The organism is Polynucleobacter sinensis (assembly GCF_001595985.1).
GTDB classification, from domain to species: domain Bacteria; phylum Pseudomonadota; class Gammaproteobacteria; order Burkholderiales; family Burkholderiaceae; genus Polynucleobacter; species Polynucleobacter sinensis.
Genome location: NZ_LOJJ01000002.1, coordinates 235,709 through 262,384, shown reverse-complemented (window position 1 = coordinate 262,384; position 26,676 = coordinate 235,709). Strand labels below are relative to the sequence as shown.

Here is a 26,676-nt window from a genome sequence, read left to right as displayed (position 1 = left end):
CCGAAGATATTGAAATTGATTAAATAGCGAATTGAACTATGAGTAATGAAAATAAAGCAAATAAGGCTATTGTGCAGATGATGCAAGGGATTGGTGAGCGTGCTCGCCATGCCTCACGCGCTATGGCGCGTGCATCGAGCGAGCAAAAAAATACCGCATTGACCCATATTGCAAAATTGATTCGACAAAAGGCCGATGAGATTCAAAGAGTGAATCAGCTCGATGTCGCCCGTGCGCAAGCGAATGGTCAAGACGCGGCATTCATTGATCGCTTGACGATGACACCAAAAACCATAGAGTCGATGGCTCTGGGTTTGGAGCAGATCGTCTCCTTAGACGATCCTATTGGAAAAATTAGCGCGTTGAAAAAGCAATCCTCTGGTATTGAATTAGGGCAAATGCGGGTACCCTTGGGCGTTATTGGAATCATTTATGAGTCCCGTCCCAATGTTACGATTGATGCTGCTGCTCTCTGTTTGAAGTCTGGCAATGCCGTCATTTTGCGTGGCGGTTCTGAGGCGATCGACTCTAATACCTTATTAGCGCAGTTAATCCAAGAGGGCTTAGATGCTGCTAATTTGCCGATGGACGCCGTACAGGTTGTCACAACAACCGATCGAAGTGCCGTCGGTGAAATGATCACCATGACTGAATATATTGATGTGATAGTGCCGCGCGGCGGCAAGAGTTTGATTGCGCGCTTGATGGCAGAGGCTCGCGTTCCTATGATTAAGCATCTTGATGGCATTTGCCATACCTATATTGATGCAGATGCTGATATCGCAATGGCAATTAAGGTCTGTGATAACGCGAAGACTCAGCGCTATGCGCCCTGTAATGCGATGGAGACTTTATTAGTCAATCAAGCCATTGCCCCTCAGGTGTTACCAGCTCTATGCAAAATTTATCAAGACAAAGGTGTTGAATTGCGGGTTGATCCGATCACTCGTAAAACGCTAGAAGACGCAGGGTTCAAGAATTTAGTGAATGCCACTGAAGAAGATTGGCAAACAGAATATTTAGCACCAATTTTGTCGATTAAGACAGTTGCAGATATTGATGAGGCAATGAATCATATTGAGCAATACGGTAGTAAACATACCGATGCCATCATTACCAATAATCAGTCTCAGGCGAATCGCTTCTTGCGTGAAGTAGACAGTGCAAGCGTAATGGTCAATGCCAGCACACGTTTTGCTGATGGCTTTGAATACGGTCTTGGTGCAGAGATTGGAATTTCTAATGACAAACTACATGCTCGTGGACCAGTTGGGCTTGATGGTTTGACCTCACTGAAATACATTGTCATGGGTCATGGCGAAATCCGTACTTAATGCGGATTGAATTAGCACTCATTTATAGAATGGAATTAAATTATGGGTAACGCCTATTTATGGACTAAGACACTACATATTGTCTTGATTGCCTCATGGTTTGCAGGCCTGTTTTATCTCCCACGCATTTTTGTTAATTTGGCAGACGAGAAGAATCCCGAAGTCTATGCTCGTCTTTTGGGGATGGCTAATCGACTCTTTCGTTTTATGACAATTTTGGCAGTGCCGGCAGTCTTGTTAGGATTAACGCTTTGGTTGCACTTCAAGATCGGCGCTGGCGAAGTGTGGATGCACGCTAAAGTTTTTTTAGTCCTTTTAGTTATAGGCTATCACCACGCCTGCTTAAGCCTGCTAAAAAAGTTTCGTCTTGGAACTAATACCCGTTCAGGCGTTTGGTATCGCTGGTTTAATGAAGTGCCCGTTATTTTATTGCTGGTCGTTACTGCTTTAGTAGTAATTAAGCCTTAATGCATCCCTATTGTTTACCCTTTATAGATTGTTAGTCCCATGAGATTTTTTGTTGTTTGTCCAGGCGGACTAGAGGTGCCCTTGGCCCAAGAGTTGGCAGCTATTACAGCTCGCCCTGACTCTAAGGCTCTAGGTGCTTGGGTGATTGATCCAACTCCAACAAGCCCTACTGGAGGCGTTGGTCTTGCCGCGCCGATTTCTGCGGCAATGGCATTGAATTTGCATTCACGCATTGCTAGCCGTGTCTTATTGCAGATGGCGCAGGCGCCATATCGTCAGGAAGAGGATTTATATAAATTGGCGAGTGGCTTAGCATGGGAAGACTGGTTTTCCTCAAAACAAACTTTACGCGTGGATGTGACCGCACATCGCTCACCTTTAAAGAGTTTGAATTTTGCGACTCTGAAAATTAAAGATGCAATTGTTGATCGTTTGCGTGATGTGACTGGCGATCGTCCCAGTATTGATACAGCCTTCCCCGATGTGCGAGTTCAGGCGCATCTTACGGCAACCCAAGTCACGATTTATCTTGATACCTCTGGTGAGGCTTTATTTAAGCGTGGTTGGCGTGATGAAAAGGGTGACGCCCCACTCAAAGAGAATCTGGCGGCTGGTATTTTGTCAATGACAGGTTGGAAGCCAACGCAAACGCTATTTGATCCGATGTGTGGTAGTGGAACTTTTTTGATTGAGGCGGCGCAAATAGCTTTAGGGATTCCGCCGGGCGCGATTCGTGCGGGAATGTATGGCGATGATGCTAAACCATCACGTCTTGCTTATCGTCCCCTAGTAACTTCAGCCCATGGGTTTGGATTTCAGAGGCTCAAGCCATTTAATGAAGCTGCCGAGCAAAAGCGCTGGACTGCTTTAAAAGAAGCGGCCCACATTGAAATGATGGCAAAGCGCCAGCAGTTTCCTGATGCGCAGTCCTTGGGAATAAGTGGTGGCGATATTAACGAGAGATTGGTGGCGATGTTCAAGGGCAATTGGCAGCGTGCCCAGTTGCCTGGTTTGCCCGTAGCCCGTCAAATTGATGCATTAGCTAGTAAGCCTCCCGAAAATGCTAAAGATGGGGTGATGTTGTTAAACCCGCCATATGGTGAGCGTCTAGTGATTAAGGGTGGTCGCGGTAGGGATAAAGAAGTGAGTGGGGATGGATATGACGAGGCGCTAGAGCCCGAAGATCGTTTTGCGCAGAACCTAGAAACTGGCCGTCAAAGCGCCAAGCGTTCTAGTCGCGAATCATTAAAAAAGCTCCAAGCGCAAGAGGAACAGGATCCTCAGTTCGTTGAATTTTTGCGTCAGTTTGGCCAACGTTTAAAAGATGCTTTTGGTGGCTGGAATGTATTTGTTTTGACGGCAGATATGGCGTTGCCAGGCCAGTTACGTATTAAAGAATCAAAACGCACTCCATTATTTAATGGGCCATTGGAATGTAGGCTATTTAAGTTTGAGATGCATCAAAAAAGAGTTGGTACGCCAGATCTAAAATAAAACTGAATTTAGTAAGAATGATTAAGGAAGACGGAAATGGAATTCAAAACCTATATGTGTTTAATTTGTGGCTGGGTCTACGATGAAGCCGCTGGATTGCCTGAAGAGGGCATTGCACCAGGCACCTTATGGAAAGATGTGCCCATGAACTGGACGTGTCCTGAGTGTGGGGCGCGTAAAGAAGATTTTGAAATGATGGCGATTTAATCATCTACTTCTATCATTCTATTTAGCAACATTAAAGTCATTACCGAAAGCAGGAAGAGTATCTTGGGACAAAACGACATCTTATTTGAGCGGGCGCAAAAGACAATTCCTGGGGGTGTGAATTCTCCAGTGCGTGCCTTTCGCCAGGTTGGTGGCACACCCCGTTTTGTCACAAAAGCCAAGGGGCCATTTTTCTGGGATGCAGACGATAAGCGCTATATCGATTTAATTATGTCCTGGGGCCCAATGATTGTGGGTCACGCGCATCCAGAAGTTGTTGAGGCGGTTAAAAAGGCGGCTGAAACCAGCTTTAGTTATGGCGCACCCACTGAAGGTGAGATTGAGTTAGCTGAGCGTATTTGCCAGCTCATACCGAGCATCGAGCAGGTTCGCATGGTATCGAGCGGTACAGAGGCAACTATGAGCGCTTTGCGCCTCGCGCGTGGTTACACGGGTCGCGATCTCATCATTAAATTTGAAGGTTGTTATCACGGTCATGCCGATAGTCTTTTGGTCAAGGCGGGCTCAGGTCTCTTGACCTTTGCCGATTCGACTCAGAATGCACCCTCTTCTGGCGGCGTTCCTTATGACTTGGTGAAGCACACTTTAGTTTTGCCATACAACGATGTTGCTGCGCTTGAGGAGGTCTTTAAGAAGCAGGGTAATCAGATTGCCGCTGTAATCTTGGAGCCTATCGCTGGGAATATGAACTTGATTAAGCCGTCCAAAGCATTTCTCACGGCAATGCGTAGCCTCACCACTCAATATGGCAGTGTCTTGATTTACGACGAAGTCATGACAGGGTTTAGGGTGGCGCTAGGTGGTGCCCAGTCTTTGCAGGGAATTACTCCTGACCTTACTTGTCTTGGAAAGGTCATGGGCGGCGGTATGCCTATGGCGGCTTTTGGCGGCAAGAAGGAAATCATGTCCAAATTGGCGCCCTTGGGTAATGTTTACCAAGCAGGCACTTTATCAGGCAACCCCGTGGCTGTTGCTGCAGGGCTCAAGACCTTGGAGATCGTTTCTCGTGAAGGTTTTTATGAGTGTTTAACGGGTCAAACAGAGAAGCTCATGGCAGGTTTAAAGCAGGCGGCAGATGAAGCTCATATTCCATTTGCAGTCGATAGTGTTGGCGGTATGTTTGGTTTCTACTTTGCCAATCAGGTACCCACCTCTTTTGAAGAGGTGACCAAAACCAACATTGATGCATTTAAGACATTCTTCCACCTGATGCTAGATCAAGGCATTTATCTTGCACCTTCTGCTTATGAGGCTGGTTTTACTTCGATTGCCCATGACAATGCCATTCTTGATGAAATTATTGCTGCGGCAAAGATCGCGTTTAAGAAGCTATAAATTTTTAAAGTGTGGATGGTTGGCTACATCTTAAGTGGGTGTTCATAGCCATCCACTTGGATAATCTCTAGATTTTTGCTGGCTTTTCCAGAATCAGGGATTTCCATTGCAGTTAATTTTCCGCCCCATACGCATCCCGTATCTAGGCTGATCACATTTTGATCTCGTAAGAGTCCTAAGGTCGACCAGTGACCAAAGTAGATAAGCGTGTCTTGAGTTTTTCGCTTAGGAGCTTTAAACCAAGGGATGTATCCCTTTGGGCCACTCTCGAAACCTTCCTTACTATCAAACTCCATCGTTCCAGACGGCGTACAAAAGCGAATGCGAGTCAGGGCGTTGGTGATGACGCGTAAACGCTCATAGCCTTTTAGCGAGTGACTCCACTTGTTCGGTGTATTGCCATACATATTTCCTAAAAAATCTTTATAGGATTTTTTGCGTAGCGCTCTTTCCACTTCCTGGGCACATTCAATGGTTTGCTGAAGATCCCATTGGGGTAGTACGCCTGCATGGACGGTTAATATTTTCCCATTGCTTAATGCCATTGGTCTATGACGCAACCAGTCGATCAATTCCGCTCTATCTGGAGCCTTCAAAATCGATTGAATGGTATCTAAGTTTTTAGGCTTGCGTATCCCGGCATCGACCGCGAGTAGATGCAAATCGTGATTACCTAAGATGCACTCAATACGTTGGTCTTCTTGAAGTTGTTTGAGGTATCGCAAAGTGCCCAAAGAGTCAGGGCCTCGATTAACGAGATCGCCCAAGAAAATCATCTTTGATTTTTTCGGAATTTTTTTGACGAGGTTCTTCAGGGATGGCGCGCATCCCTGAATATCCCCTACTGCGTAGATCTTGCTCATACCCTATCTTAAAGCGGAATGCATGACATCTATGTATTTAAATCTTAGGATCTTCGGGGCTGATTTTTTTGACTACGCTATAGCGAACCAAAGTTTTCTTGCGAGCCTCATCGTGGTTGATGATGGGGAGAGGGTAGTCCCTGCCCAGCAGCACTCCGGCGGCCTCGAGTTCAATATGCCCAGCCTCCCAGGGGGCATGGATGGATTTCTTGGACAGCTTTTCTAGTTGCGGTAAGTAGCGACGGATAAATTTCCCCTCGGGGTCAAACTTCTGAGATTGAGTGACGGGATTAAAAATCCTGAAATAAGGTTGTGCATCGCAGCCAGAGGAGGAAGCCCATTGCCAACCTCCATTATTGGAAGACAACTCAAAATCATTTAGATGTTTTGCAAAGTAAGTTTCGCCCCAACGCCAATCGATTCCGAGGTCTTTGGTCAAAAAGCTAGCAACAACCATGCGTAAGCGATTATGCATATAGCCACTTTGATTCAACTGATGCATCGCCGCGTCTACTAGGGGATAACCTGTTTTCCCTTCGCACCAAGCCTTAAATAATTTTTGAGCATGGGCGCCACTCTCCCATTCAATATTGTCATAGTCCGGCTTAAAGGATGCTCCGCTTGCCAGTCGAGGGTGATTGGCAAGAATCATGAAATAAAAATCTCGCCAAATGAGTTCACTAAGCCAGATAGTGGCACCCATACTGCCTGCAAGCATGCGGCGATGTGCTTCGCGCACTAAGCCACGAATGGATAGCATGCCAAAGCGAAGATGGGTCGAGAGATAGCTGACACCCTTGATGGCGGGAAAGTCTCTACCGATTTGGTAGTTATCAATGCGATGTAGAAAATCTTCTAGAAAGTGTTGCCCCCCCTCTGAGCCTGGCGGTAGGTAGGTTTCAATACCGGTGGGCGTAAATCCCATAGATTCTAGGCTGGGGAATGTTGTCTGTAATGCTTGGGGAATTTGGGCATATTGCCCTCTTTTTGCAGAGCAATCGTATGCTGCGATATCACTTTCTTTTAAGCTCTTTAACCAGTTATTTTTGTATGGGGTAAAGATAGAAAATACGGTGTTTGAGTTGGTCAGTATTTCTTTTTTCTCAAAAATGACCTGGTCTTTGAAGGTCTCAAATCCGATGTTGAGTTGATTAAGTGATGCCTCAACGGACGCATCACGCTCAATAGCCGATGGTTCATAGTCATGGTTAGTCAAAACAGTGTCTACGCCGAGCGCTTGAGCTATCTTTGGGATGCACTGAGTTGGTTTACCCACCTGAACAATGAGGCCGCCTCCTTGATGGCGTAATTCTTGGTCGATCTGCTGGAGACCTTGCCAAATAAAATCTACTCGGCGATCGTGTTTGAGTCCATTCTCATCGAGATCTTCTGTGCGCAAAGGCGCTAGGATATCTTCATCAAAGATAAAGGTAAGCCAAACTTGATCATGCTGAGTAAGTGCATGGTGTAGTGCTGCATTGTCATAAAGACGGAGATCGCGACGGAGCCAAACTAGTGCTTTTTTCATAAGCTCTATATTAGGGCTTATTGCCGTATTACGCTGATCTTGCGGTTAACATTTGGTTTGTAAATAGCCCACTGGAATTTATGGATACCCTCTTTTTTATCTTGTCAAAAATCGGACAGTTTTGTATTGAACCCTTAAATTGGGTCATTGTCTTTGTGGTGTTAAGCCTTTTGTTCCTTGGGCTCAGAAAGCCCCATCTGTGTAAGCGATTTTTATTGCTAGCTTTGGCAGATCTATTGTTGCTTGGCTGGTTGCCAAGCTCAGAGGTATTTCTAAGGGCTTTGGAGAATGCGGCTCCCAAGGCCAATTTGAGTCAAGTTTCAAAAGATGGCGTGAGTGGAATCATTATCTTGGGCGGAGCTATTGAGGGCGGTGAAATCGCAATGGATCGTGGCGAGATTTCGATTTACTCATCTGCAGAGCGTGTTACCAAAGCTTTTGAGTTAATTCGCCAGTATCCAGAGCTACCATTTATTTTCAGCGGGTTTTCTGGTCGCCTCTCACCTCAGGGAATGTCTGAGGCAGACGCTTTCAAGCAGTTGATTGCTGAGCAGGGTTTATCGAGCCAAAACGCCCATTACGAGAATCAATCTCGTAATACCTATGAAAACATCCTTTATATGAAGCCGATGATTTTGGAGTTAGAGCGCAGCGAGGTGAGTGGCCCTGATGCATCACCAAAGCCATGGCTTCTCATTACGTCGGCCAGCCACATGTACCGGTCTTTGAAAATCTTTCAAAAACAGGGTATTCATGTGATCCCAGTTCCAGTGGACTATCAAACGGCGCACCAGTTGCGCTGGAGTCGATTTGACTTGGAGGATGGTACTCAAAACTGGAATAGGCTCATGCACGAGGTAGTGGGTCTATTGGCATACTGGATTACCGGAAAGATATGACAATTATTCGGTAAAATAAACCCACATGAGTACGGCTAAAAAAGCCCCTGTGGGTCAATCTGCATTACCCACCCAAAGCTCCCCGGTATCTTCTGAGGGGTCAGCGATTTCGTATTCCGCTAATCATCTCGCAAATCAATTTTTGATAGCGATGCCAGGTATGGTCGACCCTAATTTTGCCGGTTCAGTGATTTACTTGTTTGAACATACTGAGCGCGGCGCAATGGGTTTAGTGGTGAATCGCCCCACTGAAGTCGACTTGGCAACCTTGTTCGACAAGATTGAGCTCAAACTAGAAATTGCTCCCTTACTACACCAGCCGGTGTATTTTGGGGGTCCAGTCCAAATTGAGCGGGGATTTGTACTGCATGAGCCCATTACAGACAAGGCTTACAGCTCCTCGTTGGTGGTTCCTGGCGGTCTAACCATGACGACCTCTAAGGATGTCCTTGAGGCCGTTGCGAATGGCGCAGGCCCTCAGAAATTTCTCATGACTTTAGGATATGCAGGTTGGGGTGCCGGTCAGTTGGAAGAGGAAATTACCCATAACGGCTGGATCAATGTTCCCTTGTCTCGTGAGCAGATGATGGAGATTGTTTTTGATACCCCCTCAAGCCAACGCTATGAGCTGACTATGAGTCATTTGGGGTTTGATCCCTCCCATCTATCTGGAGAAGCTGGGCATGCCTAAAGAAGAAAAGGCTGCTGCAGTACAAACGGTCATGGCATTTGACTACGGAACGAGACGTATTGGTGTGGCTGTTGGCAATACCCTAACGAAAGTAGGGCAGCCTTTGAGGGCAATTTCAGAGTCATCTGAGGATGCCCGTTTTAAGGCGCTTGCGGCGCTACTGCAAGAATGGCAGCCCAATCAATTGGTTGTCGGTTTGCCCTGCCATCCCGATGGTGCTGAGCATGCAATGACCCTTAAGGCGCGCCGTTTTGGAAATCAACTCCATGGGCGCTTTCAGTTGCCAGTAGATTGGGTGGATGAGCGCTATACCTCGGTAGTTTTAGAGGGCGATCCCAACATGCGAGACAATTTGGATGCCGAGTCTGCGGCGCTAATTTTGGAGCAGTACTTTCTTGAGAAGAATGGAATGAGTTGAGATGAATGCAGAGCAGTCCTACCTAAAATTGCTAGAGGCCATTAAAAAGCGTAAAGACGCAAATGAAGCTTTTGAATTAGCAGGCCTGGCGATGGGCGGTGCTTGGATTGCAGAGCGTTTAGCGAAAGACCTACAGCTCCCTCAATATGGTGTGATTAATGTGGCGTTTCATCGAGATGATTATGCTGAAAAGGGCATGACTGCGCTACGAACAGCCAGCACAATGCCGACTAATCTTCCTTTTGAAGTTAATGGCGCAAATATTATTTTGATCGACGATGTTTTGTTAACGGGCCGAACTGTTCGTGCCGCCTTAAATGAGTTATTTGATTTTGGAAGACCGGCGCGAGTAGAGCTAATGGTGTTGGCTGATCGTGAAAATCGGGAGTTGCCTATTGCTGCAAATGTTGTTGGTGAGCGAGTGAGCATTCCAGATCATAAAATTTTAGTATTGGAAAAAGATGGTGCTGGCAAGTTCAGCTTCCAATTAGAGGAGCGTACAGCATGAGTGAAGTAAAGAATTCAGCGGGTAACTTAGTGAATGCCCCGGTCAATCAATTTAATGCTGCTGGTGAGCTCACACATTTACTGACTTTAGAGGGTTTGCCAAAAGAACAGATTTTGCATATTTTGGATACTGCAAAGCAGTTTGTGAGCGTGACAGACCCTGCTAGAGAAGTAAAAAAAGTGCCACTATTACGTGGTAAGAGCGTCTTTAATTTGTTCTTTGAAAACTCTACGCGCACGCGTACCACTTTTGAAATCGCAGCAAAGCGTTTATCGGCTGACGTCATTAATCTAGATATCTCAACCTCATCAACTGCCAAGGGTGAGAGTCTCTTAGATACGATTGATAACTTAGTTGCAATGCAGGCAGATATTTTTGTGGTTCGACACAGTGTCTCGAGAGCGCCGATTGAAATTGCCCAACATGTTCCAGCCCATGTCCATGTCGTAAACGCTGGGGATGGCAGTCATCAGCATCCCACCCAAGGCCTATTGGATATGTACACCATGCGTCATTTTAAGAAGGATTTTTCAGGTCTTAAAGTCGCGATTGTTGGTGACATTGTGCATAGCCGTGTTGCCAAATCCAATATTTGCGCTTTGAGAACTCTGGGCTGCACAGACATTCGTGCAATTGGCCCTGAAAGCCTCCTACCAAGTGATTTAGATATGCTGGGGGTGAAGGTATTTCACAGTATGGAAGAGGGCCTCAAGGGCGTGGATGTGGTCATGACCTTGCGGATTCAAAAAGAGCGCATGGAAGTAGGGCAGGTTCCCGAGGGTGATGCTTTCTTTAAGCAATACGGCTTAACGCCAACACGCTTGGCGCTGGCGAAGTCTGATGCCATAGTGATGCATCCAGGTCCGATGAATCGTGGTGTGGAAATTGATTCAGCAGTGGCAGACGGCCCTCAATCGGTCATTCTCAATCAGGTCACTTTCGGTATTGCGGTACGCATGGCAGTCATGTCGATAGTGGCTGGTAATTGATTGCGAATGTGCTGATGCAAAAAAAGAATTGGTTGATTCTGTCGCATGGATTCAATATGGATGGGAGGGCATCAAGTCTGACCATCACCGATAAGATCCCTTATTTGCTAGAGGCCGGTGTTAAGCCAATGGTTTTTAGTGCTATTACTGGAATCAAAGATCAGCGCTTCCCACACCGGCAATTTTTGGCCTGGGGGCCTGCTGCCTTTCGGTTTGATTTTCGCCACTGGATTGCCAATCAATACGGCAGAGGTTTGTTCTACAAAGTATCGACGGGCTTAGTTTCCATATTGCTTGCGCCATTGATTGCTTTAGAGAAGTTGACTCTTGGTTACTCCAGTCAGTGGTCTTGGGCAATGCCTGCATTTGTGCATGGTTTGCGTTTGATTCGCGCGGGTAAGGTCGATGTGATCTATTCCACTGGCGGTGCGTGGTCTGCACACTTGGCGGGCCTATGGCTAAAGAAAAAAACAGGTTTGCCTTGGATTGTGGAGATTCACGATCCTTTAGTGATTCGTAAGGATCCAAATGATCAGGGTTTTGAGAGGCCTCAAAATCGAGATGCTCGATTTCGGCAATATTTAGAAAAGCAGATTTGTCGCTATGCTGATTTAGCTTGGTGGTTCACAGATGGCGCTTTGCACTATGCAAAGGTGCGTAATCCTAATCTCAACACGCCTAATAATGCTCACGGTTTTGTATTAACTCCCGGCGCAGAACCCCCTGGTGGTTTAAGTGCCAATCGAACTCATCAATACACTGAGCAACTCAATCTCTGCCATTTTGGATCTTTAGCTAATGACCGCTCACTATCAACCATTCTGAATGCCTTAATTTCTCTCTTGGAAAAATTCCCTGAGGCTAGACAATCTATTCGGGTACATGCCTATGGTGCCCCATTAGATCCACTCACGGTGGAAGCCCTAAAAAACCTAAAGCTTGATGATGTATTGTTGGCACATGGTCGCCTTGAAAAAGATCTCGCTACTGGTAAGTCTGGCAGGGAAAGGGTGGTGGAAAGAATGCAAGCAGCTGATGTGCTGATTTTGTTGCATGGGAATGATGAGTGGTGTGCTGAGTACATCCCCTCTAAGCTCTATGACTACCTTTGGACCGGAAGGCCAATTTGGGGGATTACCCATCGTAACCCGCAGCTCGATCAGATGCTGCTCGACCGAGGTGCTTATTTAAGTCCGCAGAGCGATCCGCAGGCCGTTGCAATGGCTTTAGAAAGAATCTGGCTAGATTGGCAAAAGCGGCAATTAATCGAGCCAAAGTGGTTACCAGTGGGCGTTGATCAGGCGGTTGATCAGATGCTTTCCGAGGCTAAAGAAAAAATACAGGCTTAATCTTTTTAGATAGGTTAAAAAATAATGTTGAATTTTGTTTTGTATTGCTGCACCTTTCGCAAAGATTTATTGCGAACCGTGAAATTGGCGCAAAGTATTCGTGCGCATAATAAAAGCAATATTCCATTCTATATTTCTGTGCCAACTCAAGATGTTGAGCTATTTGAAGAGTGTCTAAAGGATTTTGACGTCAAGGTTTTTGATGAAAAAGATATTTTTGCTACCAATCCAAAATTAGATATTCAAAAGCTGTATCAGATTCGAGGTGGATTAAGGCAGCAAGTCATTAAATCTGAATTCTGGCGTCTTGGGATTTCAAAAAATTATTTGGTGCTCGATTCCGATTGTGTGTTTATTCGTGATTTCGATGAAAGTGATTTCATTTTCAAGGATGACATTCCGTATTCCGTTATTCATGAAGGGCGCGATGTATTGCAGGCAACAGAGCGTTTTGGTCCCAAAAGAATTCGCCAACATTTTTTAGCAGATCGTGAACCCATCAAAGCTGCGTTAGGTCGCACGGGGGTTACTTATGATTATGGCTATGCCCCGTTTTTGTGGAGTGCCAAAGTTTGGGAATCTCTTGATGTTCATTATTTAACGCCTAATGGCATGAGCTTCTTAGATGCCGTATTACTTTGTGGCTCGGAATTTACCTGGTATGGCGAGTCTTTGATTCATTTTCGCGCGATCCCTATATATCCCCGCGAGCAATTATTTAAGCACTACCACTATGAACATCAGTTGTGGGCCGATCAGGTACTAGGTTATAAAGAGAAATTGCTCGCCCATGACTATTTGGGCGTAGTGTATCAATCCAATTGGGAGAGTTGGGGAGATTTTGGCCCTTCAAACAAAAGCATGGCGTCTAGGGTCTGGAGAACAATTAAGCGAGCCCTCAAGAAGGCACAATTTAAGATCTCTCTTCTGGCGGGCTTTATCTAGCCCACAAGCTAGAACTCAAAATAATGCTCGAGCTCTCTAATGTCACTTTACTTTGCGTTGAAACGCGAGATCCTCAATTAGCACATTGGGCTATTGATCGGTGCTTAAGAGAGACAACTTTTAAGAATGTGGTGCTCATTACGGATTTGAGTCGCGTTTCGGGTCAGCGCTCTGAAATTGAATACGTTCAAGCACCCCCAATTTCCACTACCAAAGACTATTCGGATTTCTTGTTAACTGGAATAGATCATTATGTGAAGGATTCCCATGTATTGATTATTCAGTGGGATAGTTTTATCACCCATCCAGAGCTTTGGAGATCGGAATTTTTAGATTATGACTATATTGGTCCGGTGTGGCCTCATCACCCGAAGACGCCGGTTGGTAATGGTGGATTTTCTCTTCGATCAGTCAAGCTTTTACAGGCGATTAAGCGCCCAGAATTTATTAAGCGGCATCCGGAAGATTTTTGTATTTGTGTAGACAACAAAGATTTTCTCGAAACTGAATGTCATATCAAGATTGCGCCTATGAAGATTGCTGAACAGTTTGCTGTTGAGCGTTCCGAGTGGCATGATGCATTTGGGTTTCATGGTTTCTTTAATTTCGGAAGGGTGCTCAGCAATGATGAGCTTCTCAAATTTTTAACCATGCTTCCAGATTCCTATTTAAAAGGGGTTGATGCATTTGATCTAGTGGATTATCTCCTGGCGAATCAGCAATATCAGCTTGCAACATTGATTGGTGCGCGTATTCAATTTACCTGGAAGCTCAGAAAAAGATATCTCGCCCTGAAGATCAAAGCGCTGGTGGGTAGATGATTGCCTTAAAGCGGCTCTAAATCGTTTTAAAATGGCTCTAAACTTAATAACTATTGGCTAATCATGATTTTAGTAACTGGTGGCGCTGGCTTTATTGGTGGCAATTTTGTTCTTGACTGGCTAAGAGAGCCTGCAAATGAAGGCATTATCAATTTGGATAAGTTGACCTATGCCGGTAATTTAGCAACCCTTGAGTCTTTGAAGAATGACCCGCGTCATATTTTTGTTCATGGCGATATTGGCGATAAAGAATTGGTCACTAAATTGCTCAAGGAGTACCAACCCCGAGCGATCGTCAATTTCGCAGCCGAGAGCCATGTTGATCGATCGATTCATGGCCCAGCAGAATTTGTAAACACCAATATTGTGGGCACCTTTAACCTTCTCGAGTGCGCGCGCGAGTACTGGAATGGTTTAGACGAGTCGGCTAAAGGGGTATTTCGTTTTCATCATGTATCTACCGATGAGGTGTATGGGTCATTATCAGTAACGGACCCTGCATTTACTGAGACCAATCCCTATGAGCCCAATAGCCCATACTCGGCCTCTAAAGCAGCCTCTGATCACTTAGTGCGGGCTTGGTTTCATACCTACGGTTTCCCAGTAGTGACGACCAATTGCTCCAATAACTATGGCCCCTATCACTTTCCTGAGAAATTAATTCCGCTAGTCATTCTTAATGCGCTCAATAGCAAGTCCTTGCCCATTTACGGTGATGGACAGCAAATTCGCGATTGGCTTTATGTAGGCGACCATTGCTCGGCTATTCGTGAAGTTTTGGCGAGAGGTCAGTTGGGTGAGACCTACAACATTGGCGGTTGGAATGAAAAAGCGAATATCGATGTGGTCAAAACGATTTGTGCAATTTTGGATGAATTAAGGCCGCGTTCTGACGGTAAGTCCTATGTTGAGCAAATTACCTATGTCAAAGATCGCCCAGGACACGATCGTCGCTATGCGATTGATGCCAGCAAGATTGAGCGTGAATTAGGGTGGCGTCCTGCGGAAACATTTGAGAGCGGTATTCGTAAAACAGTTCAGTGGTATTTGGATAATCCAGTATGGGTGGAGGGCGTGGTCAGCGGCTCTTATCGCGATTGGTTGCAAAAGCAATACAGCTAAGTAAAGCAATCAGCCCATGAAAATCTTAGTATTTGGAAAAGATGGCCAGCTAGGGAAGGCCTTGCGGGCGCAATTGCATTCTGATGCCCCGCTTTCTGGATTGGAAATTCAATATATCGGTCGCGCAGAATGTGATCTTGCTGATGGGCAGGCACTCACTGCCTTATTAAATCAATTTGAACCCAATGTGATTATTAATGCCTCAGCGTACACGGCTGTTGATAAGGCTGAGACTGAAAAAGAATTGGCCTACGCGGTCAATTCAAGAGCTCCTGAGTTAATGGCTCAATATGCTGCCAGCCATGGTTCTACTTTTGTCCACTATTCAACAGACTACGTCTTTGATGGGGAAAAGTATGGTTTTTATCTCGAGGACGATATCCGCAATCCTTTGGCAATTTATGGGAAGAGCAAGGCTGCTGGTGAAGAAGCGATTGCTCGAGTATTTGCTAACGCTGCCAAGAGCACCGCTAATCGTTTAGGGCAATATGCAATTTTTAGGACGAGTTGGGTATATGGCGAGGGTGCTAATTTCATTCGCACTATTTTGCGTCTAGCAAAAGATCGTGAAGCGCTACGAGTGATTCATGATCAGTTTGGTGTGCCCACTAGTGCGCAGTGGTTGGCGCAAATCAGTATGGGCTTGGTGATGAGCAAGAAGGCAGAGTGCATACAGTTTCCTTCGGGTATCTATCATGCCGTCCCGGCCGGTGAGACAACTTGGCACGGTTTGGCAGTCTTAGCAGTACGGTCTGCCTTAGATGCGGGCATTAGCCTAAAAGCTAGTCCCGAGAGAATCGAGCCCATTCCCGCGAGTGAATATCCCTTGCCAGCCCCTAGGCCGATGAATTCTCGAATGTCGACCGATAAATTGCGTCAAATCTTTGAGGGTCGAGGCGATATGTCAAAATTGCAGCTATTAAATCAGCCTTGGGATGTTGCTGTTCGGGCGTATGTCCGTCACTTGGCTCAAGCTGGACTTATTTAGAAAGTACGCAATGGCGATCAATCGCATGAATCGTAAAGGCATTATTTTGGCAGGGGGTTCTGGAACCCGTTTGTACCCAGTAACCCAAGCGGTATCTAAGCAGCTGATGCCGGTCTATGACAAGCCAATGGTGTATTACCCATTGACCACTCTAATGCTTGCTGGCATTCGGGATATTTTGCTGATTTCTACTCCACATGACACCCCACGTTTTGCCGAATTATTGGGGGATGGATCTCAGTGGGGTTTAAATATTGAGTATTGCGTGCAGCCCTCGCCAGATGGCTTGGCGCAGGCGTTTACTTTGGGCAAGCATTTCGTTGGCAATCATCCGAGTGCGCTTGTACTGGGTGACAACATTTTTTATGGTCATGAGTTAGTAGATCAGCTCAATAGCGCTAATGATCGTCATAGCGGTGCAACTGTATTTGCTTACCATGTCACTGATCCCGAGCGCTATGGTGTAGTGGAGTTCGATCAGGATTACAAGGCACTCTCGATTGAAGAAAAGCCCCTTAAGCCACGAAGTAGCTATGCGGTGACCGGTCTTTATTTCTATGACAATCAAGTGTGTGATATCGCCTCATCGATTAAGCCTAGCGCGCGTGGCGAGTTAGAAATCACAGATGTGAATCGTGTGTATTTAGAAAAGAATGAACTCAATGTAGAAATCATGGGTCGCGGTTTTGCGTGGCTAGATACTGGAACTCACGACTCACTCTTAGATGCTGCAGGTTTTATTGCGACCCTTCAAAAGCGTCAAGGCCTGATGGTAGCTTGTCCAGAGGAGATTGCTTATCGTCAAGGTTGGATTAGCGCAGAAGATGTGCAAAAGGTAGCTTCCCAACTGAGTAAGAATAGTTATGGTCAGTACTTAAACCGTATCTTGAATGAACTCAATACCTCGGCTCAACCTGTAGCGCTTTCTCATAAGAAGATGATTGGATGAGCACAAGTACTAAGCTTCAAGTAACGCCAACAGCGATTCATGATGTTTTGGTGATTGAGCCTAAAGTCTTTGGTGATGAGCGCGGTTGGTTTACTGAATCATTTAATGCGCAAGATTTTGCAGTTGCTACAGGTTTATCGGTCAACTTTGTTCAAGATAACCATTCCTTTTCTCGTCAATGGACTTTACGTGGCTTGCATTATCAGTTGGAGCATACACAAGGTAAATTAGTGCGTGTGGTGGCGGGAAGTGTTTTCGATGTAGCAGTAGATATTCGTCAGAATTCACCAACCTATGGAAAGTGGGTGGGTATCGAGTTAAGCGCTCAGAACCATCGGCAGTTGTGGATTCCGGCCGGTCTAGCGCATGGCTTTCTAGTGCTTTCTGAGACTGCGGAATTCCTCTATAAAACTACTGATTACTATCACCCTCAGAGTGAAGCTTGCCTGGCTTGGAATGATCCTACTATTGGTATTGAATGGCCATTACCTCAAGGCATAGCGCCCAATATGAATGCCAAGGACTCTGCCGGTCTAGCGTGGGATGCTGCGCCCAAGTTTTAAGCTGCCCTGCAAAAGATACGATAATGCTCGCATGAGCGCTTCCCCAAAAATCCTGTTAGTAAAGCTATCCTCCCTCGGGGATGTTTTGCATAACTTGCCGATTGTGTGGGATTTGCGTGCGCGTTTGCCAGATGCGCAAATTGATTGGGTGGTGGAAGAGGGTTATGTTCATTTATTAGAGCCATTGCTCTCTCATAATAATTTCCGGGGGATTGATCGCATCATTCCTTTTGGCTTGCGTCGTTGGAAGAAAAATCTATTGCGCTTGTCTACTTGGAAAGAGTGGTTTGCTTTCCGCAAAGCACTTCAAGAAACTACTTACGATGTCTGTATCGAAACACAAGGCTTAATCAAGTCTGCCATTGTCTGTGCCTTGGCTAAAAAGAGCGCTCATGCAGTTGTTGCTGGCCTTGCAAACGCTACAGAGTTCTCAGGATATGAGCCTTTGGCCAGAAGCTTTTATAGCCAGTCGGTACAAGTCCCAAAACAATGTCATGCAGTCGATCGATCCCGTTGGGTGATGTGCTCTGCCTTAGATTGGCCATTATTGGCACGCACTAATAATCCCCAGTTCTATCCAGCATCATTTGTTGAAGGGATTCCTCGGGTGCCGCTTGCTGGCTTAAAGAGTCCTTATGTGCTCTTCTTTCATTCGACTGCGAGAGAGGCTAAGCGCTGGGCCAATGATGATTGGATCGCGCTCGGAAAAGAATTGGCAGTGCGGGGTTATCAGGTAGTGCTTCCTTGGGGCAGTGCCAAAGAGAAGGAAGTGAGCCGGTCTTTAGCAGCGAAAATTCCGAATGCCTTTGTGCCGCCAGCTTTTTCGATCGAGCAAGCTTTTTCATTTATTTCTGGTGCAGCGCTCACGGTCGGAGTCGATACGGGTCTTACCCATTTGGCAGCCGTGCTTGATAAACCTACTGTAGAAATCTACTGCGATTCACCCCGCTGGAAAACAGAGGGTTATTGGTCAGAACGGATTGCTAATGTCGGTGATATTCAAAATCCACCTAGTATGGAGGTGGTTCTTGATAGCGCTATAAAACTACTCGCGTAAATTTCTAGCGCAACAGCGTATTGATAGCGATCAGATCTTCATCTGATAAAGCTGCAGCATGCGCCTTCAATTTGATCGCATTCAGAATAGTGTTGTATCGCGCCTGCTGAAGTTGTGAGCGAGTGCTAATCAGAGTATCTAAGGCAATCAATACATCGATATTGATCAAAGTGCCCACTTGAAATCCGAGCTTGCTAGATTCTAATGCTGAGCTTGATGAACGCTCAGCAGCCTCATAGGCTTTCACGCTGGCTAGACCGCCATAAAATCCGGTAAAGGCCGCGCGCGTGTTCTGGGCAGCGGTGCGACGGGCGTTATCGTAGTTTGCTTTGGCTACATCCAATAAAGCAGCATTCTGACGAATGACTGAGGAAGCATATCCACCAGATACCAGTGGAATATTCATTTGTAAGGCAATCGTATTGTTATAGATATTCGTTTGCGCTGGCGTCAAGCTATTAGCGGTTCCATTCGATGTGTTGTAACCAGCAGTACCCACAAAATTCACGGTAGGGTAGTTCAGTGCTTGAGATGCTCTATAGGAGCTTTCTGCTAAATTGACGGAGAGCTGACCTGCCAAAACACTGAAGTTGGCGGTCTCTGCTTGCAAGATCCAGTCATCTAAGGTTTGGCCTTTGGGCAGCTGTGGGTTAACTCCCTCAGCGATCGGGATCCCTTTGCCATCCTTATTATTGGATCGAGGATCTTTCAGAACCCCATCAATTTTTGCTTCTTTAGTCAGTGGCTTTAATGCACCAATTGGACGACCAGTTAATTGCTCAAGTACTCCGCGCTTCACTACGAGATCGGCTTGGGCAGCAATTTCTTGTGAGCTTGCTAGATCGTATGCCGCCTGTGCGGTGTTGATATCTACTACTGTTGCAAGTCCAGCATCAAACTTTGCTTGAGCAATCTCGAGTTGCTGTTTGATTAAGCTCTTCTTATTGCGATAGAGCTCGACATTATCTTGGCTGGTTAAAGCATCAAAATAGGCTTGGGACACCCTGATGATGAGGTCTTGTTGCGCGAGATAAAAGCGCATATCCGCAATTTTGGTATTTAAGTCACCCTGTTTAAATGCTTCTAGGGCAGCCATATTAAATACGGGTTGAGTCAAGGTGACGGTATAGTTTTTTTGGTCGTATACACGTGAACCCGTTAAGGCATTTGCAGGTGCATTACCGGCAGTGTGCTGGAAGTAGCGTGTACCACCAGGCACGGCAGTGGCTTGAGGAAGCAAAAGAGATAGACCTTGCCAAAACAGTTCTTTGCTTGCTTGGTAGTTAAAGCGGGCAGCGTTTAAGACGGGATCACTAAATGCAGCTTCTTGATATAAACGAATTAAGTCTGTTGCCTGTCCTGATCGAGCTGCGCCATTCGGGGTGACATAAGAGGGAACTTCGCTAATGGGGATAGCTTGCTTCGGGGCAGCCACCATTTGGGGTGGTGCATCCAGCCCCACTAAAGATTGGGCACTCATGGGTGTCGGTAATGCAGGCTTTATCCCAGTAGGGCTCTGTGCAAATACGCTGGATGAGTTCGAGACCAGTCCAAGCGCTTGACCCAGGATTAAACCAAGGGCGCTGAGTTGGGTAAGACGAAAGCGGGGTGAAGTCATCTCAATCAGGTACTTTTTAATGTGCCATGAAGTTTAAGGCTTATTGATGCAAATTTCTTAATTTGCCCTTTATTTTGCCAAATCCTTAGGCACAGGCTATCTATCTATAAAATTGCGGCTATGGATCTAATTTTGCTGGGTAAAGCGGTAATACTGGGGGTAGTGGAGGGTTTGACAGAATTTTTGCCAATCTCCAGTACTGGGCACCTGATTTTGGTGGGGGATTTGCTCGATTTTAATGATGAACGAGGTAAGGCCTTTGAAGTCATTATTCAGTTTGGGGCAATCTTAGCGGTTTGTTGGGAGTTTCGTGAAAAGCTTTGGAAGGTGGCTTCCACTGTTCGGACAAGTTCAATTTCTCGCCGGTTTGCCATCAATGTATTGATTGCTTCGGTGCCTGCCATGGCTCTCGCTTTGATTTTTGGCAAGCATATCAAGGCGGTGTTGTTTTCCCCCATTCCGGTTGCTAGTGCATTTATTGTGGGCGCATTGATTATTTTCTGGGCAGAACGTCGACAACAGAAAATCCTATTAGCAAAAGATCACATTCAATCAATCGATGACCTGAGTTACATGGATGCATTAAAGGTGGGGCTGGCTCAATGCGCAGCCTTAATACCAGGAACATCCCGTTCTGGAGCAACGATTATTGGCGGAATGCTGTTTGGCTTGCCACGTGCTGTTGCTACTGAGTTTTCTTTCTTTTTGGCAATCCCAGTGATTGGTGGTGCCACCGCTTATGAATTACTCAAACTATGGAAGCACCCTGTTTCTTTATCGGGTGACTTTACTTGGGCGATTGCACTGGGTTTTATCTCCGCTTTTATCTCCGCTTTTATTTGTGTCCGCTGGTTGATACATTATGTTGCAGGCCATAATTTCATCCCATTTGCTTGGTATCGGATCATTTTTGGTTTGTTGGTTTTGGTGAGCGCTTATAGTGGCTTAGTGGCTTGGTCTCATTAAGCATCAACACACATTACGGAAATTTATATGGATGTATCAATAGACGCGATTACGAACAATATTCAACTTGCTCTAGCGCCAGTATTTTTATTAACGGCTGTTGCGACACTGATTAATGCGATCTCTGCACGTTTAGCGCGTTCGGTAGATCGTATGCGCGCCATTCAGTACAAGATTCAAGAGGGCTTAGTCACGGATGTCGCTGTGATCGCGCATTTGACGATTGAGGCGAATGAAGCGAAGACCCGTGGACGTCTTTGTACCGCCGCCATTTTCTTTGATGTATTGAGTGGAGTATTTATTTCTTTAACCGTACTGGAATTATTTTTCTTCCAGGCTGGTGCGATACGTTCCTTGCAGGGCACATATGTCATTTGGACCTTTGTGCTTGGTTTGGTCTCATTTATGACCTCGCTGTCCATCGTATTGGCTGAAGTGGTATATGCCTATCGCTCAGCTGGCTGGAACACCCCTATCTCCAAATAATTTACTTTTATAAAGAGTTCTTATGAACAAAATCCTCATCACTGGTGGCGCTGGTTTCTTGGGCTCCCACCTTACCGAGAAATTGCTTAAAGAGGGTAATGATGTCTTGGTGGTGGATAACTACTTTACGGGTTCCAAAGCTAATCTGGAGCATCTTCTGCCTAATCCCAAATTAGAGCTGATGCGTCATGATGTGACTTTCCCGCTCTATGTAGAAACCAATCAAATCTATAACTTGGCTTGCCCGGCATCTCCTGTGCATTATCAATATGATCCTGTGCAAACCACTAAAACGAGCGTGCATGGTGCCATCAATATGCTGGGTTTGGCTAAGCGTACGCGCGCAAGAATCTTGCAGGCATCGACTAGCGAAGTGTATGGTGGTCCCGAAGTGCACCCCCAACCAGAGGAGTACTGGGGAAGAGTTAATCCTATTGGGATTCGCTCTTGCTATGACGAAGGTAAGCGCTGCGCAGAAACCCTCTTTTTTGACTACAACCGTCAGCACAACCTAGATATCAAAGTGGTGCGTATTTTTAATACCTACGGTCCACGTATGCATCCTAACGATGGTCGAGTAGTGAGTAACTTCATTGTTCAGGCACTCAAAGGGCAAGACATCACCATTTATGGCGATGGTCAGCAAACCCGTAGCTTTTGCTATGTGGACGACTTAATTGACGCCATGGTCAAAATGATGAACTCTGAGGAGGGCTTCACGGGACCGGTCAATATTGGTAATCCTGGTGAGTTCACCATGCTGCAATTAGCCGAGACAATCCTCAAACTCTCAGGAAGCAAATCTAAGATCGTCTATCAGCCATTGCCATCCGATGACCCCAAACAGCGTCAGCCAAACATAGAGCTTGCTAAAGCAAAACTCGGCTGGCAGCCTAAAGTACAACTTGAGGATGGCCTGAAAGAGACGATTGCGTATTTTAGAGGTGTGATTAATTAGAATCATCCACTAAGTATTCCCTCTAGACGACATCACTATCTTGCAAGTTAATTTAAAAAAAATTAGCAAACTCATTTTTAAGAAAAAATGGAGTGCAGCCAATCAACTTCTCGAAGAGGTGGCTGAGCCGCTAAAAATTTTTCTTCAAGAGTCTGAATTTCAACCGCCGTTTACGGGGGTTGAGTGGGTTTTACAGAGCAAAGAATCATGTGGATTTGTTTTTAATCAACAGATTTCCGTACAGCAGTATCAATTTGCCTTAACTAGATTAATATTGTTATTGCCATTGATTAAGGCATTTCATGTCTCGGAATATTTTCGTGCAGGTAGCGTGTTGATTAATTTGGGAGATTTAGCCCAAGCGCCTGGTTTAGCGCTTTGTTCAAATCGAAGCGATTCCATCCTCATACCCGATACAGATTTTTGGGGTGCGCATGGATACGAAGATACTCGATTAGATTTTATGGTTAATTCTCCGCCTTGGAATATGCGCTCACCTATTGCCTTCTGGCGTGGAAATACTACGGGCATGAGGGTGGGTGATTCATGGCGAGGTTTGCCAAGACTCCAGTTGTGTGAGTTGGCTAATCAAACTGGCAACCGCTATCTATTTGATGTTGGCGTAAGCTCCTTTGCGCAAGTATCCAAACAAGATGCAAGGGAGATTAGGGGGATGGGTTACGAGAAAGGTTTTGTGCCAATTACCTCTAGCAACCGGTATAAATATCTCATCGATATTGATGGTAATACAAATGCTTGGTCAGCCCTCTTTCAAAAGTTGCTTTCTGGATCGGCTGTATTAAAGGTGGCCTCTCCAGGTCATTATAGGCAGTGGTATTACGATCAATTAATCCCCTGGGTAAATTTTGTTCCCGTTAAATCAGATATGTCTGATTTGGTTGAAAAGATTCACTGGTTGCGAGACCATGATGATGAGGCTAAGGAAATTGGCGTAAATGGAGCAAAATTAGCATATCAATTAACTTATGAACGGGAGCTTGAGAAAGCGCTTGTTAATATCAATAAGGCTTTGAATTAAATTGACACCAGTAGACTCCAATTCCAAGGCTGCGCCTCATTTTGATCGCATTCGTTCCTTTGTTTTGCGGGCCGGTAGAACAACTGCTGGTCAGCAGCGCGCGCTCGATGAGCTAGGCCCGCAGTTTCTGATTCCTTTTCAGGATCATGAGCTCAACTTATCTGCGGCTTTTGGTGGCTCATCGCATCCTAAGATTTTAGAGATTGGTTTTGGCATGGGTGAGACTACTGCCAAGATTGCTGCCTTGCGCTCTGAAGATGATTTCTTAGCAATTGAAGTGCATCCTCCCGGTGTAGGTGCTTTACTTAAACTCATTGGTGAAAATGATCTTCGTAATTTGCGTTTGATTCGTCATGATGCGGTTGAGGTGCTTGAGAAGATGATTCCTCCTGATTCCTTAGACGGCATCCATATTTACTTTGCAGACCCTTGGCATAAAAAACGTCACCATAAGCGTAGACTGATTCAGGCTGATTTTGTGAAGCTGCTAGTATCGCGTTTAAAGCCAGGCGCCTACTTACATTTGGCAACGGATTGGCATAACTATGCTGAACAAATGCTCTTGGTGTTAAATGCTGAAGCAGCATTGGTGAACACCTCAACTCATTTGGCGAAGATTGAAACCTTTTCTATTGCAGACGTGGCAAAGGAAGGGGATTCTAGTAAGGAATTTAAGCCTACTGCCCAGCAGTTAAGTGCCGAGCATCCTGCTTATGTGGAAAGGCCAGATTACCGCCCGATCACCAAGTTCGAGAATCGCGGCCTTAAATTGGGTCACGGAGTTTGGGACTTGGTTTACAAGAAAAAGTAACTTAACTGCCGAACACTTTCAGGATTTAATTTAATTAGCCTGAATCTCTGTGCTGCGTAATTTTTGAGCCAATAGATCCAATACGCCGTTAACGTATTTATGACCATCTGTCCCGCCAAAGGTTTTAGCAAGCTCTACTGCCTCATTGATAGCAACTTTATAAGGTACTGCTAGGTCAACAGCTAGCTCATAGGTGCCGATCAATAGTGCGGCATGCTCCACTGGAGAGAGCTCATTAATAGGGCGATCTAAGGCTGGAGTAATAAGCCCCTCTAATTCATCGGTGCGCTCAAGAACGCCGGAAAAGATACCCTGAAACAGATCGAGCTGGCAACGACGAAATCCAGGGTCCTCAGCGAGTTGCTTGGCAATTGTAGCTGCGTTGGGCAGGCTACCTGCGCGACGCATGACTAAGCTTTGATAGACGCCTTGGAGAGCGTACTCACGGGCGCGACGTCGCGGAGTCAGTGAGCGCTTTGGGGCGGCATTGACTGGAGTATTTCCAGTGGATGAAGGCGTTGTAGAGTTTTTAGTCATGTGATCTTAATGATATTGCCGATTACTCTTGTGGGGTATTGATTTCAAAATCAATATCGGGAGTGAGGGCGAGAGCAAGGTTGGCCATTTCAACTACGGCTTTAGCGCAGTCAGCGCCTTTGACTTGAACGCGTACTTGCGCTTGCTCATCGGTATCGCAAGTGAGTACACCGTTTGCAATCGGTAGACCTGACTCAATCGAGATGCGGGTGATGCCGGCAGCGGATTCATTGGAGACGAGTTCAAAGTGATAGGTCTCTCCACGAATAACGGCGCCTAATGCAACCAAACCATCAAACTCGCCAGTTTGTGCAAGCTTTTGCAGTGCGAAGGGAATCTCTAGCGCTCCTGGTACGGTCACGAGTTTGATATCAGATTGCGCTACACCAAGCTTAATTAATTCTTCAATACAAGCGGTTGTAAGGGCGACACAGTGCTCTTCATTGAAGCGGGCTTGCACAATGCCAACACGCAGGTCTTGGCCATTTAAATCAGCGGCTAGAACGCCAACGGCTTGTTCAGTATTTGATGTGTTCATAAAGTTTTGGTATTTCGATTAATTGGGTTCGAAGGGGGTATAGCCAGTGACTTCGAGCTTGTAACCCGATAGACTTGGTACCGGACTCGGGTTGGCTAGCAAACGCATTTTTCCAACGCCAATATCTTTCAAAATTTGGGCGCCGATTCCGTAACTCCGGAAATCTGTTTTGCGCGCTAATGGCACTGACGAAGATACCTCTTGCGAGCCATTGAGCTTCTGAAACTGCGCTAGCCAGTCACTGTCGTTGGGGGCTGCAATCCCGGAAGCATTGAGCAGAACAGCCACACCACTAGGGGCAGAAGCCAGCTTTTGTAATGCTTGCGCCAAAGGCCAAGAGTGGGTGCTGACATGGGCATCTAGAAAGTCCAGTACCGTCACAGGCTCATGGACGCGTACGAGAGTTTCTGCAGCTTCTGAAGGCTTCCCGTGAATCAGCGCAATATGAATGCAGGAGCTTGGAGTGTCTCGATAAATAATGCCTTGAAATTTACCCCAAGGCGTATCAAACTCACGCTCACCTTCGCGCACCACAATACTCTCGTGTTGGCTGCGGTATTGGATCAGATCGGCAATGCTGCCAATCTTGAGTTGATGTGTTTTGGCGAACTCGAGCAAGTCTGGGAGACGCGCCATACTGCCATCGTCTTTCATGATTTCACAAATGACTGATGTTGGGGAGCATCCGGCCATCGCCGCTAAGTCACAGCCGGCTTCAGTGTGGCCAGAGCGGATGAGCACCCCACCTGGTTGAGCCATGAGTGGAAAAATATGCCCAGGTTGAACGAGGTCATTCGGTTTAGCTTTGGGTGCCACTGCCGTTTTAATGGTGTGAGCACGATCAGCTGCAGAAATTCCAGTGGTAACACCACTCGCAGCTTCAATCGATACCGTGAAATTGGTGCCCATTGAGGTGCCATTGTCTCTAACCATCAATGGGAGATTAAGTTGTTGGCAACGCTCACGGGTGAGGGTGAGACAAATGAGTCCACGACCATATTTGGCCATGAAATTGACTGCTTCAGGAGTGATGTGATCAGCGGCGAGTACGAGATCGCCTTCATTCTCACGATCTTCTTCATCAACCAGAATAACCATCTTGCCGGCTTTGAGCTCGGCAACGATTTCCTCTGTAGTGGCGAGATTATTTTGCATAGCCCTCTATTTTAAGCTG

At 46.0% G+C, this 26,676-nt stretch carries 29 protein-coding genes; 23 read left to right on the top strand and 6 right to left on the bottom strand.

The window, feature by feature from the left end; genetic code table 11:
• Nucleotides 1-38: 38 nt before the first annotated feature.
• From AOB49_RS03455 to hemL, 5 genes are all read left to right on the top strand, one after another.
• A complete protein-coding gene (locus AOB49_RS03455; RefSeq protein WP_062307967.1) occupies nucleotides 39-1,334 on the top strand; it encodes a glutamate-5-semialdehyde dehydrogenase in 1,296 nt (431 codons plus the stop codon).
• Nucleotides 1,335-1,376: 42 nt separating this feature from the next.
• Complete coding sequence (locus AOB49_RS03450) at nucleotides 1,377-1,802, top strand: CopD family protein (RefSeq protein ID WP_062307964.1); 426 nt, start codon at nucleotides 1,377-1,379, stop codon at nucleotides 1,800-1,802.
• 39 nt (nucleotides 1,803-1,841) lie between these two features.
• The gene (locus AOB49_RS03445; RefSeq protein WP_062307962.1) at nucleotides 1,842-3,296 is read left to right on the top strand and encodes a THUMP domain-containing class I SAM-dependent RNA methyltransferase; all 1,455 of its coding nucleotides are present in this window, start codon (nucleotides 1,842-1,844) and stop codon (nucleotides 3,294-3,296) included.
• Between the two features lie 36 nt (nucleotides 3,297-3,332).
• The gene (locus AOB49_RS03440; protein ID WP_011902084.1) at nucleotides 3,333-3,503 is read left to right on the top strand and encodes a rubredoxin; all 171 of its coding nucleotides are present in this window, start codon (nucleotides 3,333-3,335) and stop codon (nucleotides 3,501-3,503) included.
• Between the two features lie 63 nt (nucleotides 3,504-3,566).
• On the top strand, nucleotides 3,567-4,859 hold the full coding sequence (gene hemL, locus AOB49_RS03435; RefSeq protein ID WP_062307959.1) for a glutamate-1-semialdehyde 2,1-aminomutase: 1,293 nt from the start codon (nucleotides 3,567-3,569) through the stop codon (nucleotides 4,857-4,859).
• A gap of 23 nt (nucleotides 4,860-4,882) precedes the next feature.
• Here the strand turns inward: hemL and AOB49_RS03430 are convergent, their stop codons facing one another.
• Both AOB49_RS03430 and AOB49_RS03425 read right to left on the bottom strand, forming a co-directional pair.
• Nucleotides 4,883-5,722, bottom strand: coding sequence for a symmetrical bis(5'-nucleosyl)-tetraphosphatase (locus tag AOB49_RS03430; RefSeq protein ID WP_062307957.1), 840 nt, complete (start codon nucleotides 5,720-5,722; stop codon nucleotides 4,883-4,885).
• Between the two features lie 37 nt (nucleotides 5,723-5,759).
• Nucleotides 5,760-7,250, bottom strand: a complete 1,491-nt coding sequence (locus AOB49_RS03425) for a cryptochrome/photolyase family protein (RefSeq protein WP_062307955.1) — start codon at nucleotides 7,248-7,250, stop codon at nucleotides 5,760-5,762.
• Between the two features lie 80 nt (nucleotides 7,251-7,330).
• Between AOB49_RS03425 and AOB49_RS03420 the strand changes: the two genes are divergently transcribed.
• From AOB49_RS03420 to waaC, 13 genes are all read left to right on the top strand, one after another.
• Nucleotides 7,331-8,149 carry a YdcF family protein gene (locus tag AOB49_RS03420; RefSeq protein ID WP_062307952.1) on the top strand — a complete coding sequence of 273 codons (819 nt, stop codon included), beginning with the start codon at nucleotides 7,331-7,333 and terminating at the stop codon, nucleotides 8,147-8,149.
• 106 nt (nucleotides 8,150-8,255) lie between these two features.
• Nucleotides 8,256-8,840: a YqgE/AlgH family protein gene (locus AOB49_RS03415; RefSeq protein WP_062308144.1), complete on the top strand. Its 585-nt coding sequence runs from the start codon at nucleotides 8,256-8,258 to the stop codon at nucleotides 8,838-8,840.
• Nucleotides 8,827-9,258, top strand: coding sequence for a Holliday junction resolvase RuvX (gene ruvX / locus AOB49_RS03410; RefSeq protein ID WP_407070227.1), 432 nt, complete (start codon nucleotides 8,827-8,829; stop codon nucleotides 9,256-9,258). Before AOB49_RS03415 ends, ruvX begins: the two co-directional genes overlap by 14 nt.
• 1 nt (nucleotide 9,259) lies before the next feature.
• The gene (gene pyrR, locus AOB49_RS03405) at nucleotides 9,260-9,766 is read left to right on the top strand and encodes a bifunctional pyr operon transcriptional regulator/uracil phosphoribosyltransferase PyrR (protein ID WP_062307948.1); all 507 of its coding nucleotides are present in this window, start codon (nucleotides 9,260-9,262) and stop codon (nucleotides 9,764-9,766) included.
• Nucleotides 9,763-10,755, top strand: coding sequence for an aspartate carbamoyltransferase catalytic subunit (locus AOB49_RS03400; protein ID WP_245640598.1), 993 nt, complete (start codon nucleotides 9,763-9,765; stop codon nucleotides 10,753-10,755). The genes pyrR and AOB49_RS03400 overlap by 4 nt, the downstream gene beginning before the upstream one ends.
• Nucleotides 10,756-10,769: 14 nt before the next feature.
• Nucleotides 10,770-12,104: a glycosyltransferase gene (locus AOB49_RS03395; protein ID WP_062308140.1), complete on the top strand. Its 1,335-nt coding sequence runs from the start codon at nucleotides 10,770-10,772 to the stop codon at nucleotides 12,102-12,104.
• 24 nt (nucleotides 12,105-12,128) lie between these two features.
• A complete protein-coding gene (locus AOB49_RS03390) occupies nucleotides 12,129-13,049 on the top strand; it encodes a DUF6492 family protein (protein WP_062307945.1) in 921 nt (306 codons plus the stop codon).
• Nucleotides 13,050-13,072: 23 nt separating this feature from the next.
• Nucleotides 13,073-13,870: a DUF5672 family protein gene (locus tag AOB49_RS03385; protein ID WP_062307942.1), complete on the top strand. Its 798-nt coding sequence runs from the start codon at nucleotides 13,073-13,075 to the stop codon at nucleotides 13,868-13,870.
• A 63-nt stretch (nucleotides 13,871-13,933) separates the two neighbouring features.
• Complete coding sequence (rfbB, locus tag AOB49_RS03380) at nucleotides 13,934-14,992, top strand: dTDP-glucose 4,6-dehydratase (RefSeq protein ID WP_062307940.1); 1,059 nt, start codon at nucleotides 13,934-13,936, stop codon at nucleotides 14,990-14,992.
• 16 nt (nucleotides 14,993-15,008) lie between these two features.
• Entirely contained in the window at nucleotides 15,009-15,980 is a 972-nt protein-coding gene (gene rfbD, locus AOB49_RS03375; RefSeq protein WP_062307937.1) for a dTDP-4-dehydrorhamnose reductase, read from the top strand.
• Nucleotides 15,981-16,005: 25 nt separating this feature from the next.
• Nucleotides 16,006-16,929 (top strand): glucose-1-phosphate thymidylyltransferase RfbA, encoded by a 924-nt coding sequence (rfbA, locus tag AOB49_RS03370; RefSeq protein ID WP_062308137.1) that lies wholly within the window; start codon nucleotides 16,006-16,008, stop codon nucleotides 16,927-16,929.
• Nucleotides 16,926-17,492: a dTDP-4-dehydrorhamnose 3,5-epimerase gene (gene rfbC / locus AOB49_RS03365; RefSeq protein WP_062307935.1), complete on the top strand. Its 567-nt coding sequence runs from the start codon at nucleotides 16,926-16,928 to the stop codon at nucleotides 17,490-17,492. The genes rfbA and rfbC overlap by 4 nt, the downstream gene beginning before the upstream one ends.
• A 31-nt stretch (nucleotides 17,493-17,523) precedes the next feature.
• Nucleotides 17,524-18,549: a lipopolysaccharide heptosyltransferase I gene (waaC, locus tag AOB49_RS03360; RefSeq protein ID WP_062308134.1), complete on the top strand. Its 1,026-nt coding sequence runs from the start codon at nucleotides 17,524-17,526 to the stop codon at nucleotides 18,547-18,549.
• Between the two features lie 4 nt (nucleotides 18,550-18,553).
• Here waaC and AOB49_RS03355 read toward each other — a convergent pair whose 3' ends face one another.
• Nucleotides 18,554-20,167, bottom strand: coding sequence for a TolC family protein (locus tag AOB49_RS03355; RefSeq protein ID WP_062307933.1), 1,614 nt, complete (start codon nucleotides 20,165-20,167; stop codon nucleotides 18,554-18,556).
• A 120-nt stretch (nucleotides 20,168-20,287) separates the two neighbouring features.
• Between AOB49_RS03355 and AOB49_RS03350 the strand changes: the two genes are divergently transcribed.
• From AOB49_RS03350 to trmB, 5 genes are read left to right on the top strand one after another with little or no spacing between them, the layout of a single operon-like run.
• Nucleotides 20,288-21,133, top strand: coding sequence for an undecaprenyl-diphosphate phosphatase (locus tag AOB49_RS03350; protein WP_062307931.1), 846 nt, complete (start codon nucleotides 20,288-20,290; stop codon nucleotides 21,131-21,133).
• 27 nt (nucleotides 21,134-21,160) lie between these two features.
• The gene (locus AOB49_RS03345) at nucleotides 21,161-21,619 is read left to right on the top strand and encodes a DUF2721 domain-containing protein (RefSeq protein ID WP_062307928.1); all 459 of its coding nucleotides are present in this window, start codon (nucleotides 21,161-21,163) and stop codon (nucleotides 21,617-21,619) included.
• A 22-nt stretch (nucleotides 21,620-21,641) separates the two neighbouring features.
• Nucleotides 21,642-22,577 (top strand): UDP-glucuronic acid decarboxylase family protein, encoded by a 936-nt coding sequence (locus AOB49_RS03340; protein ID WP_062307926.1) that lies wholly within the window; start codon nucleotides 21,642-21,644, stop codon nucleotides 22,575-22,577.
• Between the two features lie 40 nt (nucleotides 22,578-22,617).
• Entirely contained in the window at nucleotides 22,618-23,616 is a 999-nt protein-coding gene (locus tag AOB49_RS03335; RefSeq protein WP_062307923.1) for a glycosyl transferase family 90, read from the top strand.
• Between the two features lies 1 nt (nucleotide 23,617).
• The gene (gene trmB / locus AOB49_RS03330; protein ID WP_062307921.1) at nucleotides 23,618-24,427 is read left to right on the top strand and encodes a tRNA (guanosine(46)-N7)-methyltransferase TrmB; all 810 of its coding nucleotides are present in this window, start codon (nucleotides 23,618-23,620) and stop codon (nucleotides 24,425-24,427) included.
• 30 nt (nucleotides 24,428-24,457) lie between these two features.
• On the opposite strand, the gene nusB is transcribed toward trmB, so the two are convergent.
• Genes nusB through ribBA form a run of 3 tightly spaced genes read right to left on the bottom strand, consistent with a single transcriptional unit; the run spans nucleotide 24,458 to nucleotide 26,657 of the window.
• Entirely contained in the window at nucleotides 24,458-24,964 is a 507-nt protein-coding gene (nusB, locus tag AOB49_RS03325; protein WP_062307917.1) for a transcription antitermination factor NusB, read from the bottom strand.
• A gap of 22 nt (nucleotides 24,965-24,986) precedes the next feature.
• Nucleotides 24,987-25,502, bottom strand: a complete 516-nt coding sequence (ribH, locus tag AOB49_RS03320; RefSeq protein WP_062307914.1) for a 6,7-dimethyl-8-ribityllumazine synthase — start codon at nucleotides 25,500-25,502, stop codon at nucleotides 24,987-24,989.
• Between the two features lie 18 nt (nucleotides 25,503-25,520).
• Nucleotides 25,521-26,657: a bifunctional 3,4-dihydroxy-2-butanone-4-phosphate synthase/GTP cyclohydrolase II gene (gene ribBA, locus AOB49_RS03315; protein WP_062307911.1), complete on the bottom strand. Its 1,137-nt coding sequence runs from the start codon at nucleotides 26,655-26,657 to the stop codon at nucleotides 25,521-25,523.
• Nucleotides 26,658-26,676: the final 19 nt, after the last annotated feature.